The sequence below is a fragment of the Bavariicoccus seileri WCC 4188 genome (genome assembly GCF_000421665.1).
In the GTDB taxonomy this organism is placed as follows: Bacteria; Bacillota; Bacilli; order Lactobacillales; family Aerococcaceae; genus Bavariicoccus; species Bavariicoccus seileri.
The window spans coordinates 38,479-56,787 of the sequence record NZ_ATXL01000001.1; the positions used below are offsets into that span (position 1 = coordinate 38,479).

The following is an 18,309-nucleotide window of genomic DNA, read 5'->3' on the forward strand; positions in this document are numbered from 1 at the left end:
TGCCAGAAAATACAAAAAATATCCCCATAAATTTTTTAACCACAAAAAAAGCACTGAGCTATCAGTGCCTAAACTTTTATTTTTGATTGGATTTTCTTCAGTCAGTGACAACAGATACACAAAAGGACATTAGACCATATTAAACGTTATTAGACGTTATTAGATGTTTTTTAAGACGATATTAGTCTACAACAGGATATCTGAGAACGGAACGAATTTGATGATAGTTTCTGAATCAACATAGTTCAAGGCCTCGCTATACGCCGGATGAACAAAGCCTATCGTATTTGAAGTGGCTGAAAATGGTAAATCTTCCTTGGCGATTTGGATCTCACCACTATATCGGCCGCTCAACGTGTTTTCTTGGGTGATTGTTCCTTTTTGACGCGACTGAGTGGTTTTAATTGGCAATTCCTTGATTCTATCGCTTTCTAGACGGATCACCTTTGCAGACAAATCTTTTCTGACAGGGATCATCTTTTTTTCATCTTCAGTAGGTTCTAGCATGGAGACTGGCAAGGTCATAATATGGGTTTCAAAAAAATCATTGAGGTAGCGAATAGAACTGTCGAGTGCCATGGTATCTCCAACGATGATATCTTTGATCCCAAAGCGTTTATAAAGTTCTAACCCAGCAATGTAAGTGTTTTTACCACGCTGACTTTCAAGTGTCGGTAATCCTTCATATAGCGGGAATCGTTTTAATCGGTCTCCTGGCACAAAGGTGTAAATAGGGAGACCATATGCCTTAAATTTCTCGTTGATTTCACAATAATAATCGTCCGATAGCCCCGTTTCTTTTTTTGGATAAAAGTTATGACAAACATTTAAACGACTAGGGTCGATTCCTTGTGCCACGCAATCCTCTAAGTATTGCTTAGAGATAACACTTGCATTCAAAAAAATCTCAAAGTCATCTAGTAAAGACTTCACGAGCATCAGATTATCAAAACCAAAATCTAGCCGTAAGGCCGTAAAACCCATTTTCTTTAAACGCTTAAAATCATTAGGTTTAAGTCCTAATTTCTGAAATGTAACTGGCGAGACATCCGTCACAATCTTCAACTTATTGTTGGACTGATAAGCAAGAAGCTTTTTGACACTATGATCTAAGTCCACCAATTCTTCTTCGGGAATGTGCAATGATGTAAAAATAACAGTGACGCCATGAGCAATGGCCTGATCGAGATAGTCATTATCAAGGGTGGAAAAATAAACAGAAATACCTAACATATGTCTCCTCCTGAATAGCCGAGATCGGATTTATATCAAAAACTACTTACATATTTGTATCAAAAACTGCTTACATAAAATTATATCACAACAGTTTTTCTCCAAACAAAAAAGAGGACCTAGTCCCCTTTCTGTTCACTAATTTTTTACTTTTCATCCTCATAAATTTTGCGGTAAACATCCACAACTTCTTTAGCAAGGTCATTGAATGCTATGCTTGTCATGAGGTGATCTTGACCATGTACCATCAACAAAGAAATGTCGATTTTTTCGCCACCTGCTTCAGCTGTCAACAAACCAGTTTGCGAATGGTGCGCCTTGACTAAGAACTCATTTGCTGATGCTAACTTTTCATCAGCGACTTTAAAGTCACCTTTTTTGGCAGCTTGGATAGCTTCCATAGCATCACTCTTTGCGTTTCCGGCATTGATAATGAGTCCCATGATAGTTTCTAAGTTATTTTCGTCCACTAAAAAGCACACCCCTTAACTATTTATCCCACTTATCCTTAATCTTTTACTTAATCAATTCTAAGGCTCTTTTCAACACTTTTTCACCATTCATCATGCCATAATCAGACATATTGATGACTTCAACTGGAATATCTTTTCCGGCCACTTTTTGTTTGAATTGACCTTCCATGAACCGAACTTGAGGTCCCAGTAATAAAACGTCGACTGGATTGCTATCATCTTGGATTTTTGCATCAGCTTCAGAAGCAGAAACAGCAAAAATATTAGCTTCAACCCCATCAGCAGCGGCAGCTTTTTGCATTTTCGAAACTAATAAACTAGTGCTCATACCTGCAGAGCAGACTAACATAATGGTTTTTGACACCATGTACACCTCCCTTCGGACAAACATCTACTAGGATATATCTTAAGACATTAAACAGCAAACGCTTATGCTAAGCACATAAGGTTGCTAAAAATATTTGACTAGCGTCTAAGTCAATAGTGCTTTTAAGTGATATAACCATTCTAATATAGTTATTATACTACAGTTTTCTCTAAATTAAAATAAAGCGCAACCACATGTCTATACATTTTGAAATAAATCCTTATTTCTTAGTATGACACTATAATCACGCTTAAATGAAGCTCATAAATTTAGAGTGTAATGGGTTGTGCTTGGATCTTACTTTTGTGTATATAAGACTTCAAAGAGAGCTGAAGCTAACTCACGATCATCAAGTCGATTGAAGACATTAAACAGTTTGTCTCTATCATCTGTGTGTGAGATTCTGTCCCACAAGTAGTCTTTCAATTGATTCTCAATATTGGCTCTCTTGAGAATCTCTTGATAAGTCCCTAGCCCATCCGTAACCTTAACGGCCTGAAAGTCTACTAGATCAGCATTAAAACTGAAAGCAGATGGGACGAGAGTTACTTCTGTCACCTTATGCTCTGAATCATAGGTGATTTCGGCTATTTTGGAGTCGTTATCATCCGAATTGGTCACTTTAACAGCTGTTGAACTCATGAACTTAAGCACATGATTTCTCTTTGCTGGTAAGATTTCTGTAGCACCTTCAGTAATCAATTCAAGTTGCCCACGTTCTTCATCTATAGATAGACTTGTCTCGACGCGTTGTCCATCCTTATCTTCCACAAGTTTAAATTGATTGCTTTCTCCTGGATAGATTCGCCATTCAATCGTTTCTGGCAGTTCGGTAGTCTTTGTAGCTACAGGGTCAGCATCTAGTGGAATAATTGCGCCACTTTTAGCAAATACTGGCATTTTTTCGATTGGTCGATAAATCGCTAATTGTGTTCCTCCTACGTAGTGATCTGAGCTAAAGAAATCATACCAATCCCCTTCAGGTAACCAAAGATTGGCTTTGGAAAGTTCTAAAGTCTTATTAGATGGCTTTGTGATTGGCAATACTAAAAGTTGATCTCCAAACAAGTATTCATTTGGCACATGGTAAGCTGCTTCGTCTTCAGGATAATCATAATACATTGGTTTGATTAATGGGATGCCCTGCTCGTGTAGTGAAACGTTTTTAGAGTACAAGTACGGCAAAAAGGCATGGCGTAGTCGTAAGAAATCTTCCATAATGTTCTCAACCACAAAATTATATTCCCAAGGTTCTTTGCTAGTGAAGGCACTTGAAGAACTATGGAGACGATTGATAGGGCTAAACACACCAAATTGTAGCCAACGCAATGACAGTTCTTCATCCTTATACCCTAACATGTGACCACCAATATCGTGACTCCACCATGCATATCCCACATTAGAAGCTGTTGCTGTCATGTAAGGTTGAAAATCAAGAGACTTCCAACTAATGATAGCATCTCCCGAAAATCCAATTGGGTAACGGTGACTACCAGGGCCAGCATAACGGGATAGAATAATACCTAAAGGATCCTTCTTTCGAATATCTTCAAAATGAAAATGATTTAACTGCCATAGGGGATCTAGTCCGGCTTTTGAACTAGTTGTGCCTTGCTGCCAATCTATCCACCAAAAGTCTGTGCCTTCTTTTTCTAGAGGACGATGAACTTCTTCAAAGTAGACCTCTCTAAAACTTGTATCTGTAAAATCAAAGATTGCAGGTTCTTCTGCTGTAACATCTAAGCCTAAACGTTCTGCCACACGTGGGTAGCATTCTTCAAATGCTCTTATCCCATCAGCTGGGTGAACGTTAAGCGTCACCGCTAACCCTCTATCATGGAGAGCTTTCAAAAATCTTTCAGGGTCAGGAAAGAGTGTTTTATTCCACGTATAGCCTGTCCAACCACTCCCAAACCGTGAAGGAACTTCAGTTAAATGCCAATCCATATCAATCACACTAACCGATAAAGGCACCTTTTTAGCGTGAAATTTATCCATCAAGGCTAAGTAACCCTCTTCATCGTATTTCCAATAGCGACTCCACCAGTTTCCAAGCGCATATCGCGGTAATAGTGGCGTTTCACCAGTCAATTTGAAAAAGTCTTTCAATGCATCCAAATAACTTCTACCATAAGCAAACAAATAAATATCTGTACCCTGACTAGACCTTGGGAGCGGTTCACCGTCGTCACTCAATAAGAAAGAATTAGAATCATCTAACGTAGCATAGCCAGATTTTCCTAATATTCCATTATCGAGTTTTGCGTCGCCATCTACCCCGTCTAATGTCCTCAAGGTTCCTAAAAGATTTTCCCCGACATGACCATAGTACCAACGATTGCTAAAAACCGAAAAACTATACTTGACATCCGCAAATAATGTATGCTCCGTAAATTTTTCGCCTTTTTTGTAGTAAAGATGAACCGCCTCCGTGATGATTTCCAAGTCACTATCTGTTTCGTTAACTTTAAAATCAGCCTCTCCAAAATTACGATTGACAACCACTTGAGTCGGAGCATCTAAAAAATCGCCTTGCTCGTTGTACTCCATTCTGATCATTCGATCTGTTAAGATTGTAAATCTATATTTTTCCCCGATAACTTGATTATTCTTAGCTTCTATCATTACTGTGACATTCCTTTCTTTTGTTTAACGTGCCAATATTATAGAGCATTCAATTAGTTAGTTAAACGTTTACTCATTACACAGTTAGTGACCTTAAATGGTCACTAACTACCCGTATTACTCTTGTGTTTCTACTTGCAATTCTGCTTGTGATTCTGATTCAACTATACGATCATCATCTCGATCACTTCTAATGATATCATATTGGGATTGATAAAGATGGTAATAATTGCCTTTTTGCGCCATCAATTCGTCATGTGACCCTCTTTCAACAATCCGACCATCATTGATGTAAAAAATCTCAGAACTATTTTTGATAGTTGATAAACGATGGGCAATGATGAACGATGTCCTCCCCTTCAGTAACCGTTTTAATCCAACTTGTAATAGCTCTTCCGTTTTCGTATCAATACTTGATGTTGCTTCATCTAGTATGAGTATTTTCGGATCAGCTAACAATGCCCGCGCAAATGAGATTAATTGTCGTTGACCAGCAGAAAGGGTGCTTCCTCTCTCTTCTACCACTGTATCATAACCATCTTTTAATGATACGATAAACTCATGAGCTCGTACGGCCCTACTTGCTGCAAAGATTTCTTCTCTTGTCGCATCTAATTTACCATATCGAATATTATCGATGATTGTTCCAGAGAAGATAAACGTATCTTGGAGCATCACCCCCATCTGAGATCGCAAGGATTTCAGTGTTACGGATCGTACATCATGTCCATCGATTTTGACTGACCCTTCACTGACGTCATAAAAGCGACTTAGTAAGTTGATAATCGTCGTCTTCCCAGCACCAGTGGGCCCAACTAATGCTACAGATTCCCCAGGAGATATCTCAAAATTAATATCGGTCAGGACGTTCTTACCTTCTTCATAACGAAAATCGGCATGATCAAATTTGACATCACCAGTAATTGATGGTAATAGTGTCGCAGCTGGGGCATCCTGAATATCTGGCACTTCATCCATGGTTTCAAAGATACGTTCCAAATAAGCCGTTGCAGTAATAAGTGAATTATAGAAATTGCCGATATTGATGACTGGATTCCAAAAGTTCCCGATGTAACCGATAAAAGCAATCAATGTTCCTGTTGAAACAGAAACGCCTATTTGTCTGATACCGATAAAATATATCAAACAAGTTGTCAATACGGCGATATTTTGAACCCCTGGCCACAAGAGAAATTGGATTTTGACAGCGTGCATCCATGAACTTTTATACTCGTTACTGACTTCATTGAAGATATGATAGTTTTCACGTTCCCGAGCAAATGACTGCGTAATTTTTATGCCTGCAATACTCTCATGGATATAGGCATTCAAATTTGATTGTTTATTGCTTAATTGTTGAAAGGCTTTTCGTTGTTTCGTTTTGATCACTAACACAATCACCAATAATAATGGTAGTAATATCAAACTATACAAGGTCAGTTTCACATCAATCACTAACATGAAAACCAATGTAACAATCACTGATATGACATCAGACATTAAGTTAATCAAGCCATTACTCAAAAGGTCGCTCAGTGTATTAATATAGTTGACCACTCTAATCAAAATCTTGCCATGTGGTCGACTATCAAAATAAGTAAATGGCAAGCGTTGTAAATGCTCGAAAATAGCAAAACGCATGTCTTTCAAGACATCCTGGCCAATTCTCGTTATTGCCATGATTCGATAATGCATACACCATCCGGCCACCGCTAACGACACAATAAAGACAGCGGAAATGGTCATTAGGAGCGTGATATTTTCTTGAGGAATAACTGAATCGATCGTAACTTTCATCAAATATGGACCGAGCATTGCAGCGATATTAGCAATAACGATCACACCTAATACAACACCAATTTCTTTCTTGTAGGGAACAATATAAGAAGCAAGTCGCTTATAATACGACCAATTAAACTCCTGTTCTAGTTCTTCATCCTGATTGAAGGTATTTCTGGCCATTTAGTCGTCACCCCCTACTGTTAAGCCAAGTTGTTTATGGTAAATGTTATAATACTCCCCTTTTTGTGCCATCAAACTTTCATGATTACCACGTTCCGTAATGCGTCCATGTGACATCAATAGAATCAAATCCGCTTCTCGAACAGATGAGATCCGATGAGCGATGATGAATGTCGTTTTCTTTTCCGTCAGCTTTACAAGTTCTTGTTGGATCTTGGTTTCTGTTTCCATATCAACAGCAGAAGTCGTATCATCCAAAATCAAAATAGTCGGATCTTTGGCTAACGCTCGTACTAACGAAATACGTTGCTTTTGCCCCCCAGACAATCCAACACCTCTTTCACCAACGATAGTGTCATAGCCCTCAGGCATCCGAGAGATAAATGTATCAGCATCCGCTATTTAGGAGACATGATGGATAAAGTTCTGATCAGCATAGGGATTCCCAAAGGATATATTGTCCCGAATCGTATCTGAGAACAAGAAGACATCTTGCATCACGACAGAGATATTCTCGCGCAGTTTTCTAACTGGATAATCTTTCGCATTCTTGCCATCGATTAATACTTCACCGGAAGTAGGATCGTAAAAACGACCAATCAAATTCGTTAAGGTTGTTTTCCCTGAACCGGTCTCTCCCAGTATCCCGATTGTTTGTCCTGGTTTCGCAGCAAAAGTTATATCTGTTAGGATTTCGGTATCGGGATCATCTGAAAAATGAAAACCAACATGATTGAACGCTACGTCACCCTTGATTTGGTATTCTTGATCTTCATTATTTAAATCAATACTAGGTGTCGTCTCAAGCATTTGTCTAATTTTAATACAGGCAGCAGAAAATCGTTGGACATCATTGATCAACCAGCCACTCATCCTTAATGGATAATTCAATAACCAGACAAAGCTATTGAAAGCAATTAAGTCACCGAGAGTTATGTTGTCATTAATCACCAAAAGTCCACCGACCAATAGACAAATCAAGGTCAGACTTCCAGCGAGTGACTCAAGCCATGGCAGGTAAGTGCTAGAGACTTCTGCTGATGCCATGTTCTTTTCTTTATAATCGTCGTTAAAGCGGTTAAACTTTTCAATCTCATAATCTTCTCGTGTGAATGCTTTGACGACTCGGTTTCCACTAATATTTTCTTCCACCATCGAGTTTAAGCGAGAAAAACTCTCTCTGATTTGAAAGAAAACCGGATGAGCTTTACGAGACATTTTTTGAGTCAATACAAATATTGCTGGAGCCACCAAGAGCATAGCTATCGTCAAAGGGACACTAATCGTTGCCATTGCGATAACTGCCGTTAGAAAATAGAGAATACACTCTACAATGTTATAAACAACCCACGATACAAAATGACGAATAGCATCTGTATCCCCGGTCATGCGCGCCATAATATCGCCGACCCTTGTATGGTTGAAGTAGTCAAAATCCAGTTCTTGTAATTTTTTATACATATCTTGTCTCAACACAAATAGTGACCTTTGACCAACACTCTCAAACATAATCTGGTAACTATATCGGACAATCGTACGAATCACTGTTGTAGCGATCATAATGACAATATACGGGATTAATAATTGAATCTTACCACCATCAATAACATCATCAATAATACGACCAGATAATAGCGGATTAACGATTTGAATGAATGCTCCAATAAGAACCAAGATTGCTCCAAAAAACACCATGACTCGGTATTTCCGTGAATAACCCCAGATCCACTTAAAATTGTTCACTAATAACACCCCCTTCACTTTTTATATGATACCCTTTTCATTTCGAAAAAGAATGGATAATCTCACAATCTAGATGTTATTATTTGCACTTTAGCTTCCAATCTTAAAATTAAAAGCCATTTTTCATATGTTTACAGTATCTAGCAGTACAATGGTATAATCAAGGTAATGGAATGCAACATCTTTATTACCTCTTATAGAAAGGTTCAACCCGTATGTCACAGATATCCCCAGAATCATTTGACCCCAAAATTCGCTATGCCTTTGATGTTTGGAATGGCGAGGATAATTTTTCTGCCAAACACAGTCACGATTTCTTCGAAGCGTCCTTTATATTAGAAGGACAAGTGGAATACTTCGTCGATCGTCGTTGGAGAAGTGTCAACGCAGGGACTATCCTCATTTTTAATCCATCTAATGAGCATGCTGAAAAACAATTGAAGGGTAGCTATTCCCATCAATTACATATTGGGATAGACAACTTTCAACTTGAAAACTTACCGCCCAACACATTTCCAAACAAAGAAGCAGTCTTACCAATTAATGATACCCAACTAGCTTTGTTTGATAAGGCATGGCAGTTAATCAAAGAGTTTAATGAGCAAAAGGACTATTACCAAGTTATTGGGAAATCGTTAGCTGTTGAAATTATGATGCTATTACTAAGATCATTGTCAGTTGCGAAAAAGCAGCCACCTCTTAGCCGTGAAGTGGTTCCCAATGAACGATTGAGTCAACTTGTCACGGTGACACAAAGTTATATTGAAAACAACTATGCCAACGACATTTCGTTAAACCAATTAGCCGATGTCTACTACGTTAGCCCGACCTACTTATCAAAAGCGTTTAAAGATATCATTGGCGTCTCCCCCATCACCTATTTGATCCAGTTTCGTTTAAAAAAAGCTTATGACCTTCTAAAACGGAGCGACTACACTGTCAAAGAAATTGCACATCTCGTTGGATATCAAGATGCCTATCATTTTAGTAAACAATTCAAGAAAGCATTTGATCACTCCCCAACAGAAGTTAGAAAAGAAGCAAGAACAACTAAAACCGAAGCCTCTCCAACAGACTAAATTCTGGTGAGTAAGTTGTTTTACATTAAGACGAGTCTATGAAAGAATGAATTTAGAAACACATTACTAGCTTCAACAGATTCAAATGACTCATTTAGAAAAAAACGGAAGGAGATTTATACATGGATTTAGGTTTAAAAGGGAAAAATGTCCTCGTATTAGCATCTAGCCAGGGACTTGGAAAAGCCTCAGCTATTGAGTTCGTCAAAGAAGGTGCTAATGTGGTCATTAGCAGTCGAAACGAGCACAAATTAGAAGGTGTTAAAACTGAAGTCGAAGCTCTAGACCTTGATGGGACAATTCACTACTTTCCGACTGATGTGACAAAGGCAGAAGAAATTTCGAACTTGGTCGAGTATACTGTTAAAACATTAGGCGGTATCGATGTGCTAGTTAATAATGCCGGAGGACCACCAAGTGGGACCTTTACTGATTTTACAGATGACGATTGGGAAAATGCCTTTCATCTAAATCTCCTAAGTTACATTAGAACAGTTCGCACAGCATTACCCTATCTCAAAAAACAAGGTGGACACATCATCAATATTGCTTCCTCTTCTATTAAAGAACCTATTGATGGTTTAATCCTATCCAACACCTTCCGCTTAGGCATAGTTGGCTTAAGTAAATCATTAGCCAACGAACTTGGACCATTCAATATTTTAGTCAACACCGTAGCTCCAGGTCGCATTTTAACGGACAGAGTTGATTTCTTAGACAGTGCCAAAGCTGAGAAAACAGGACAAACCATTGAAGAAATCAGAAAACAAGCTGAACAACAAATTCCTTTACGCCGCCTTGGTGATCCTGAAGAATTTGCCAAAGCTGTCGTATTCTTGTCCTCGAGTGCCAATTCCTATATAACCGGCTCAAGCATCCTCGTCGACGGCGGAAAAGTCAGAGCCATTTAACATTTTGAGCTTTCGCAGTGAGATATTTTATTCATATTAAGCTATTTTGTTCGTATTAAGATATTTTGTGAGCTACTTATTATAGCCTTATAGATTTTTTTAGACCTTTTTAGATCTTTTTAGAACTCTTTAGATCTCTTTAGATCTCATTACATTTTTTGAGCTCATTAGAACTTTTATAACAATCTAATGACACTATTCTAACAATACTATTCTAATGACACGTTCTAAGTGATAATGACAAAGAATTTGCACTTTACTATACATTATATGGAGGTTTTATTGATGGATTATCTTACACTTGTTACTGGAAACAAAATCCCAGTTATTGGCAGTGGTACTAATACATTTGGAAAAGAAAATCGTGATTACAATGGCAACATCAATGGTGATACAACAGAACTAGAATGGGCTATTGAAAATGGCTACCGTCATTTTGATACAGCTATCTCCTACCGCAACGAATCAGTTGTTGGAAAAGCGATTGCGCAAAGTGGCATCCCACGTGAAAAGTTCTTTATTACTTCAAAAATTCCTGGTTCCGAACCTTACAATTCTAATGAAGAAGAAGTTAAAAAAGCGGTCAATGACAGTTTAGAAGCTCTGCAAACAGACTATATTGATCTTTACCTCATCCATCATCCATGGGACGATCTTGATGGCATCGTGGCCGTTTGGAAGACCCTGGAAAAATTTGTGGACGAAAAAACATTAAAGGCTATCGGGGTCTCAAACTTCAAAACAAAAGAATTAGACTACCTGATAGAGCACGCTACTATTAAACCAGCAGTCAACCAAGTCGAATCACACCCTGGACATTGGAACGACGAAGCCATCCAATATGCTGTAATCCACAACATCGTTCCCGAAGCATGGGGTCCATTAACTAGGGTAAGTGATGAAGCGAAAAAAGTTTTAACAGAAATCGGTGAACCTTACCATAAAACATGGGCACAAGTTATCTTGAGATATCAAATCGAACGAAATGTTGTTGTGATTCCTAAATCACATAGCCGCGTGAGACAAGCTCAAAACTTGGATATCTTTGACTTCGAGTTGAATCCAGAAGATAGGCTCAAAATAGCTGAACTATAACATCAATTGCTTTTGTATAAAACTAATTAATATAACCCAAGTTTATATAATAAGTTTATGTAGTAAGTTTATACAGTAAGCTTATATAAATAATATTGCTGTAAACAGAAGAAGGTGTGGCAAAATGCCACACCTTCTTTTCGTATAGTCTACTTATGGCTCGAAACTCAACGCTCGAAATACAACCTCTTTTGAAACGGTGTATCTCAAGCAACTTTTTCGGTAATAACTCAGACCATCTCGAAAATTAAACCTCTCATTTTCGGATGGTCTTCCTTATTACTCAAAGTTGAACGCTTGATTTACAACCTCTTTTGAAACGGTGTATTTCTTGCAGTTTCTTGTCCATAAGTCCATCTAGCTTGAAAATTACAAATTTTCTGCTAGCTCGCCTTATGGCTCGAAACTCAACGCTCGAAATACAACCTCTTTACTTTATAGCTCCTTCTGCTATTCCTTGGACGATGTACTGTTGTAAGAAGATGTACAGTAGGATGATTGGAACTATTGCGAGTAGTAGTCCGGTCAACGCTAATTCCCACTGTGTCGTATATTGTCCGAAGAAATAGTATATTTCAAGTGGCAAGGTAAACATCCCATCTTTATTCACTACTAGTGATGGTAGAAGATAGTCATTCCATATTTTCATACCATTCAGGATGATTACTGTCACTGTTGTAGATCGTAACGTAGGCAATATAACTTTGAAGAAGGTTTTAAAATAACTGGCGCCATCGATATATGCAGCTTCATCTAAGGAGATCGAGACACCTCTCAACGAACCATAGTATAAGAAAATCGACATACTAACTGAAAATCCGATATTCATAATGATCAATCCTGTACGATTCAACATACCGACGGAACCAAACATTCCTACTAGAGGAATCATGACGGATTGGAATGGAATCAACATGGTTGATCCACACACGAAATAGAGAATTTTACTTAACTTACTATCGTTTCGTGATAAAGCATAAGCAGCCATCGCACTGAATAAGATGATTAAGACCACACTGATTACCGTAATGATCAGGGAGTTTAGAAAACTTCCCCAATAATTCATTTGTCTAAAAGCAGTCGGATAGTTCACAAATGTCGGATTTTTTGGCAGGTTAATCACATTAGTCAAAATTTCCGAACGACTTTTGAAACTATTGATAAAAATCAATAAAAATGGATACAACCAAACCAACGATACAGCTATTCCAATTATAGCAACTAAGATAAAGTGGAGATTTCTTTTCGTTTTCATACGTCCACCTCACGTTTTTGCGTAAACTTCATTTGAATACCAGTCAAAATAGCTACGATCAAGAAGAAAACAATCCCCTTAGCCTGTGCATACCCTTGGCTATATTGCTCAAATGCTGTATTGAAAATATTCATCGCCAACATTTCCGTCGATCCAAATGGTCCACCATTGGTTAACGTCAGATTCAAATCATACACTTTGAACGCATTAGCCAAAGTAATAAATAAACTGATCGTGAAGGCTGGCGCCACTAATGGGAATTTTACTCTCCAAAAGGTCTGCCATGCCCCTGCTCCATCAATTTTTGCTGCCTCTAAAACATCATTTGAAATATCGTTTAGAAAAGCAACATAGATAATCATCACATACCCACTCATTTGCCAGAGAAATACGATGACTAGTGCCCAAAAACCAGTCGCCTCATTGGCTAACCAGCCATTAAAGAACTCCCAGCCCGTTACTTGTGAGATAGCACTGAAAGCTTGGATAAAGACAAATTGCCAAATAAATCCAAGAATAATACCACCAATCAAGTTAGGGACAAAGAAGGCAGTTCTAAAGAAGTTAGTCAGTGCATTTGATCGCGCCGTCACTAATAAGCCTAGACTCAAACCAATCACATTCACTAAGACAATTGATACCAGAGAAAAGCGCACTGTAAACCACAAGCTCTCTAGAAAGTTACGATCCTCTAGTAGTTGTAAGTAGTTGTCGATGCCGACCCATGCCATTTTAAACCCATCAAAATTCGTAAACGAGGTGAATATCCCGTATGCGAATGGGATAATAACAACGAGTAACAAAGCCAATAAACTCGGCAGCAAAAACAGCCAATAATTTAAACCTTTCTGTTGATTTTTCATAACCTAAACACCCTTTCGCTTGTTCTAGACAAACTATTGATATGGTTAAACAACCGAATCACCATAATACTAGATCAACCATTAATCTGATGGGTGATCGTTTTGTACCTGTCTCAGTGACTCAAAATCAATCTTGGTATTTTTTTCAAATTCTTCCCATGAGATACGATTTGACAAGTACTTTTGGAATTCAGGATGTAAGGACGATTTTAAATAGCCGTATGGCGCTTGCTTGTAAGTCATATCGTTATTTTTCTCATCCATCAAAGCCTCATAGAGTACTTGAGAAGGTTCATCCTGGATACGGTTAGCATCAAAATCTTTAGTTGGGGGCACAAAATTGAATTTGTTGACAAGGTGATCTAATCCTGTTTCACTATCAAATAAGAATGACAAGAACGCTTCTGAAGCTTCAATAACTTTCTGATCTGAATTTTTATTGATTGTAAAGTACCACGGTGCCCCAGCAACGAACTTAGCTTCATCATCAGTATCACCAAATACTGGTAAAATACCAAGCTTGTCCTTGACGAATTCCGGATCAAGACCATTCAATGTCGGAACTATCCAGTTCCCTTGGTGAATCATTGCAACCCTATCATTGACAAATAACGTTTCAACAGACTGACTATAATCAAGTGTAATCAATGGTTGAACATTATATTTGTTGATGAGATCAGCATACATTTTCATACGTTCGCCGTTCTTCCAATCAATCGTTTTAGCTTCAAAAGCATCGATGATATTGTTGTTAAATTCACTTGCTGTAAAGTTTCCCGAAAAGTGGTTGGTGATATTCTCATCTGCCCCACTAAAGCCAAATACAGCATCCAAACCAAGCTCTTCTTTCTGTTGGTCCAAAGATTCAACGGCTGCCACAAAATCCTGATAAGTCTCAATACCTTCTGGATCGATACCTGCTTTTGAGAAAATACTTTTATTGTACATAAATCCAAATCCCTCGATACTCATAGGAATTCCTAATAATCGACCATCGACCGTTGCTCCTTCAAGCAACTTAGGAATCATGACATCTTTAACACTAGAATCAGTCATGTCATACAAATACTCAGAATAATGGTTGATATCTGGCAAATTACCCAACATCATCATGTCAGGCTCATCCCCTGAAATAAATTTTGCTTGTAAAGCCGCAGCACCATTCCCATTACCTACCGTTGTCACATTGATTCTGACATCCCCATACTCTTTTGAAAATGCATTTGCAACATCCTTTAATTGTTGTGTGATCTCTGGCTTTTGATTAAATAACTCAATCGTTACCTCATCATCTTGTGACTGACACCCCACTAGTAACAATGTGGCCAAAAAAATAAGCATTGTGAAGTATAGACCTTTTCCTTTGGTCTCGATCATTTCTACCACTTCCCTTAGATATAGTCGTCCATCGAGTCTTTCTGATTAACCTGTTACAACACTTACCATCTGTTGATAGTAGTTCTTTTTTAAATGCTTACTGATGACCCCACCGAAGTAATCAAGTCAATTGACTAAATTTAGTGATGTTGCTGGTGATACTCAAATAAATTAAGAGATGTTACATTATAAAGATATTGACTCCTCCTAGTTCGTAATTAACTTATATATTATGTTTAATTGTCGATTCAAAATTCAAATGAGTCATTAAGATTTACTCATTTGACTTTATTTTTATCATCAACAATTAATATAATAATGTGTTATTGATTTATTTATACCACAAACACGACTGAGATTGCTATCAACATGACTTTTTAGACCCATTTGAGCAGATTATTCTTAAGTTATGATGAGTTAGTCCTAAATTAACAACATCTGCTATTTTGGTATTATTTCATAACAAATTTACATTTATAGTATATTTATATCAGAATAATAATAACAATCATACTAATAAAGTTAGTTATACTATTTGCTGTTTGCTTTTTACGATTTAGAATTTACCATTTACAATTTTTAGATTGTATAAAAAAGATCCAGGGGTTATAACCCCTGGATCTTTCCATTGCTTTTATACTGATACCTTCATTATATAACTGTCATTTTTATCTTATACTGCTATTTTCATTCTAACTCAAACAGTAAAAGTTGAATTTCTAGTTAAAATTAGGTTAAATCTGATTAAATCTGGTTAAATCATAATGTTATATACTAGGACTGCTAATAAGCTTCCTAATGTAGGGCCAACGACTGGCACCCAAGCATAAGCCCAGTCAGAGTCACCTTTGTTTGCGATTGGTAAGATTGCATGCGCAATTCTTGGACCTAAGTCACGAGCTTGGTTAATCGCATATCCAGTTGGTCCACCAAGAGACACACCGATAGCTAAAATCAAACCGCCGACCGCAAAGACGTTGACACCATCTGCAAAAGCATTTTGAGAGAATGCCAGTAAGGCCAAAACTAATACAAATGTTCCAATGGTTTCCGTTAATACATTAGCAGGATAATTACGAATCGATGGTCCTGTCGCAAATGTACCAAGGATAGCTCCTCTGTCTTCTGTTTCAGCCCAATGAGGTAGATAAGCTAACCAGACAAGAGCTGCTCCTACGATTGCACCAAGCATTTGAGCTAGGATAAATGGAACAACTAAATGCCATGGTGTAGAACCTGTTAAGGCCATTGCCAGTGTAACTGCTGGATTCAAATGACCAGGTCCTAAGAAACCTGAAATGTATACCCCCATCATAACTGCAAGAGCCCAACCAAATGCAATAACAATCCACCCTGAGTTTTGTGCTTTACTCTTATTTAGGTTTACTGCGGCACATACACCGTCCCCAAGTAAAACCAAAATCAACGTCCCAATAAATTCACCAAATATCTGTGCTGTATCTCCAGACATAGCCATCATCCCTTCTTAAGATCTTTTAGATCTGATTCGTCTATAATATGTTGCAATTGAGCAGTTTGTTTCACTTTCTCATCATCAGACCATCCCAGGTATTCTACGATCGCATTGATGACTGGTGCTACGAGTTCGTCTAAACTATCACGTTCAAACAATAAATGATTGGTTCTTCTCACTAAGTAGTCTGCAGGAGTCAACACCATCTCCTCTTCTAATCCATATTTCAAGCGAGCAGATTCTGCGAGGCTCAAGCCGTCAAAAGCATCCATGTTTTTAGCGATATCAAATACTTTTACAGCATTAGTCCCATAAAAATCAGCGATGTAACGAGCTTCTTCTTCACTAAGGCCTGCTTCTACCCCTAACTGAGTCAACTCTTCCACTTTTTCTTCAACTTTTGTCGGGTCGAAATCTCCGCCAGAAATTGGATAATGTTTAGAATCGATTGGCGTGATTTCCATACCATACTCTTCTTTTAGGAGTTGAACGATGAGTTGGATAGCACCTGTTGCCATCTTACGATAGTCTGTAATCTTTCCACCGGCTAAAGTAATCAGCCCATCTTCTTCACGTTCTAAAGAGCTCCCACGAGAAACAGCTGATGGCGAAAGTTCTTTTTCTTCTAAACTACTTTCAAGGTTGTTCAAGACATGCTCGACTTGATTACGGTCAGCTTGTTTTTCTTTAAATTTCGTGACAACATCGATCACATCCTCAAAGCTCTTGTCAGAGATTGTCCCATTGTCACCACCATTATAATCAGATCCAGAGTTTCCACTTATCAATGGTCTTAACCCTGCCCAACTAGATTCCACATCATCAATCGTAATGTTAGCTGTTGGGAAGCGGTGGTTAATCACGTCTAGGAGGTAATCCACATCATCTTGCGTAATGGTTGGATCATTATAATCGCCTTGATAATCCGTATCAGTCGTTCCAAAATAGGTTTTCTCTTCACGTGGGATTGCAAAGACCATACGACCATCATGCTTTCCTGTATCAAAATAGGTTGGTTGTGGCACTGGCAATTTCTTCGCATCTACCACCAAATGGATGCCTTTAGTAGGTCTCATAAAAGGTGCTACTGCTCTTGTGAAGTTCAGTTCTCTGACACGGTCAGCCCACGGACCACTCGTGTTGATGACGAGTTTAGCTTTAATTTCAAAGATTTCCTTCGTAATCTCGTCCCGGACTTTGACACCTACTATTTTCTGATCCTCATACACAAATCCTGTTGCTTTAACTTTACTCGCGGCTAAAGCGCCGTCTTCAACAGCTTTCTTGATGTTATCGATGACTAAACGGGCGTCGTTATTTCTAAAGTCAAGATAGACGCCAGCACCTTGTAAACCCTCAGTTTTGATGTATGGTTCTCTCTCAATGACTTGCTCTGGAGTCAGGGTGTAGTTTTCATACTTCGTTCCTTTGACACCAGCTAATTGGTCGTATAAATCCATGGCAATTTTGACAGAGAACATATCAAAAGTAGTTGCGCCTTCATCGTCATAGATTGGCAATAGCATAGGATCTGGTTTTGGAATATGCGGAGCAATGCCTTGGATAACAGCCCGTTCGGTCACAGTATCCGCTACTACTTCGACATCAAAATTTTTCAAATAACGGATACCACCATGGACAAGTTTTGTTGAACGCGATGAGGTTCCTTCTGAAAAATCTTGCATTTCGATCAAACCAGTTTTAATGCCAGAAGCAGCTGCTTGAACTGCTACACCTGCACCTGTGATCCCGCCTCCGATGATCAACAAGTCTAGGGTTTGTGATTTGAGTTCGTCTATAGTTTCTTTTCTACTTTTAATTGAAAATGTCAACTAAATCAGCTCCTCTTTCT

General features: G+C 38.3%; 12 protein-coding genes and 2 pseudogenes. 3 read left to right on the forward strand and 11 right to left on the reverse strand.

The window, feature by feature from the left end; all coding sequences use genetic code 11:
- Nucleotides 1-186: 186 nt before the first annotated feature.
- The 6 genes and pseudogenes from H541_RS0100190 to H541_RS12450 all read right to left on the reverse strand — a co-directional run bounded on the left by H541_RS0100190 (nucleotide 187) and on the right by H541_RS12450 (nucleotide 8,403).
- Nucleotides 187-1,233 carry a MupG family TIM beta-alpha barrel fold protein gene (locus H541_RS0100190; RefSeq protein WP_022795339.1) on the reverse strand — a complete coding sequence of 349 codons (1,047 nt, stop codon included), beginning with the start codon at nucleotides 1,231-1,233 and terminating at the stop codon, nucleotides 187-189.
- Nucleotides 1,234-1,379: 146 nt separating this feature from the next.
- The gene (locus tag H541_RS0100195) at nucleotides 1,380-1,676 is read right to left on the reverse strand and encodes a PTS lactose/cellobiose transporter subunit IIA (RefSeq protein ID WP_033420673.1); all 297 of its coding nucleotides are present in this window, start codon (nucleotides 1,674-1,676) and stop codon (nucleotides 1,380-1,382) included.
- Between the two features lie 73 nt (nucleotides 1,677-1,749).
- Complete coding sequence (locus tag H541_RS0100200) at nucleotides 1,750-2,073, reverse strand: PTS sugar transporter subunit IIB (protein ID WP_026501478.1); 324 nt, start codon at nucleotides 2,071-2,073, stop codon at nucleotides 1,750-1,752.
- 297 nt (nucleotides 2,074-2,370) lie between these two features.
- On the reverse strand, nucleotides 2,371-4,698 hold the full coding sequence (locus H541_RS0100205) for a glycoside hydrolase family 31 protein (protein ID WP_022795341.1): 2,328 nt from the start codon (nucleotides 4,696-4,698) through the stop codon (nucleotides 2,371-2,373).
- A 186-nt stretch (nucleotides 4,699-4,884) separates the two neighbouring features.
- Nucleotides 4,885-6,660 (reverse strand): annotated as a pseudogene (locus H541_RS11080) (ABC transporter ATP-binding protein); the annotation flags it as partial.
- Nucleotides 6,661-8,403, reverse strand: a pseudogene (locus H541_RS12450) (ABC transporter ATP-binding protein).
- A gap of 215 nt (nucleotides 8,404-8,618) precedes the next feature.
- On the opposite strand from H541_RS12450, the gene H541_RS0100220 reads away from it, so the two are divergent.
- The 3 genes from H541_RS0100220 to H541_RS0100230 all read left to right on the forward strand — a co-directional run bounded on the left by H541_RS0100220 (nucleotide 8,619) and on the right by H541_RS0100230 (nucleotide 11,488).
- On the forward strand, nucleotides 8,619-9,482 hold the full coding sequence (locus H541_RS0100220) for an AraC family transcriptional regulator (protein ID WP_022795343.1): 864 nt from the start codon (nucleotides 8,619-8,621) through the stop codon (nucleotides 9,480-9,482).
- Nucleotides 9,483-9,604: 122 nt separating this feature from the next.
- Nucleotides 9,605-10,393 (forward strand): SDR family oxidoreductase, encoded by a 789-nt coding sequence (locus H541_RS0100225; protein WP_022795344.1) that lies wholly within the window; start codon nucleotides 9,605-9,607, stop codon nucleotides 10,391-10,393.
- A gap of 285 nt (nucleotides 10,394-10,678) precedes the next feature.
- Nucleotides 10,679-11,488: an aldo/keto reductase family protein gene (locus tag H541_RS0100230; protein ID WP_022795345.1), complete on the forward strand. Its 810-nt coding sequence runs from the start codon at nucleotides 10,679-10,681 to the stop codon at nucleotides 11,486-11,488.
- 430 nt (nucleotides 11,489-11,918) lie between these two features.
- On the opposite strand, the gene H541_RS0100235 is transcribed toward H541_RS0100230, so the two are convergent.
- The 5 genes from H541_RS0100235 to glpO form a co-directional block, all read right to left on the reverse strand.
- Nucleotides 11,919-12,743, reverse strand: coding sequence for a carbohydrate ABC transporter permease (locus tag H541_RS0100235; RefSeq protein ID WP_022795346.1), 825 nt, complete (start codon nucleotides 12,741-12,743; stop codon nucleotides 11,919-11,921).
- Nucleotides 12,740-13,606: a carbohydrate ABC transporter permease gene (locus tag H541_RS0100240; protein WP_022795347.1), complete on the reverse strand. Its 867-nt coding sequence runs from the start codon at nucleotides 13,604-13,606 to the stop codon at nucleotides 12,740-12,742. Before H541_RS0100240 ends, H541_RS0100235 begins: the two co-directional genes overlap by 4 nt.
- An 81-nt stretch (nucleotides 13,607-13,687) precedes the next feature.
- Nucleotides 13,688-14,983: an ABC transporter substrate-binding protein gene (locus H541_RS11090; protein ID WP_022795348.1), complete on the reverse strand. Its 1,296-nt coding sequence runs from the start codon at nucleotides 14,981-14,983 to the stop codon at nucleotides 13,688-13,690.
- Between the two features lie 754 nt (nucleotides 14,984-15,737).
- Nucleotides 15,738-16,454: an MIP/aquaporin family protein gene (locus H541_RS0100250; protein WP_026501479.1), complete on the reverse strand. Its 717-nt coding sequence runs from the start codon at nucleotides 16,452-16,454 to the stop codon at nucleotides 15,738-15,740.
- 5 nt (nucleotides 16,455-16,459) lie between these two features.
- Nucleotides 16,460-18,289: a type 1 glycerol-3-phosphate oxidase gene (gene glpO, locus H541_RS0100255; RefSeq protein ID WP_022795350.1), complete on the reverse strand. Its 1,830-nt coding sequence runs from the start codon at nucleotides 18,287-18,289 to the stop codon at nucleotides 16,460-16,462.
- Nucleotides 18,290-18,309: the final 20 nt, after the last annotated feature.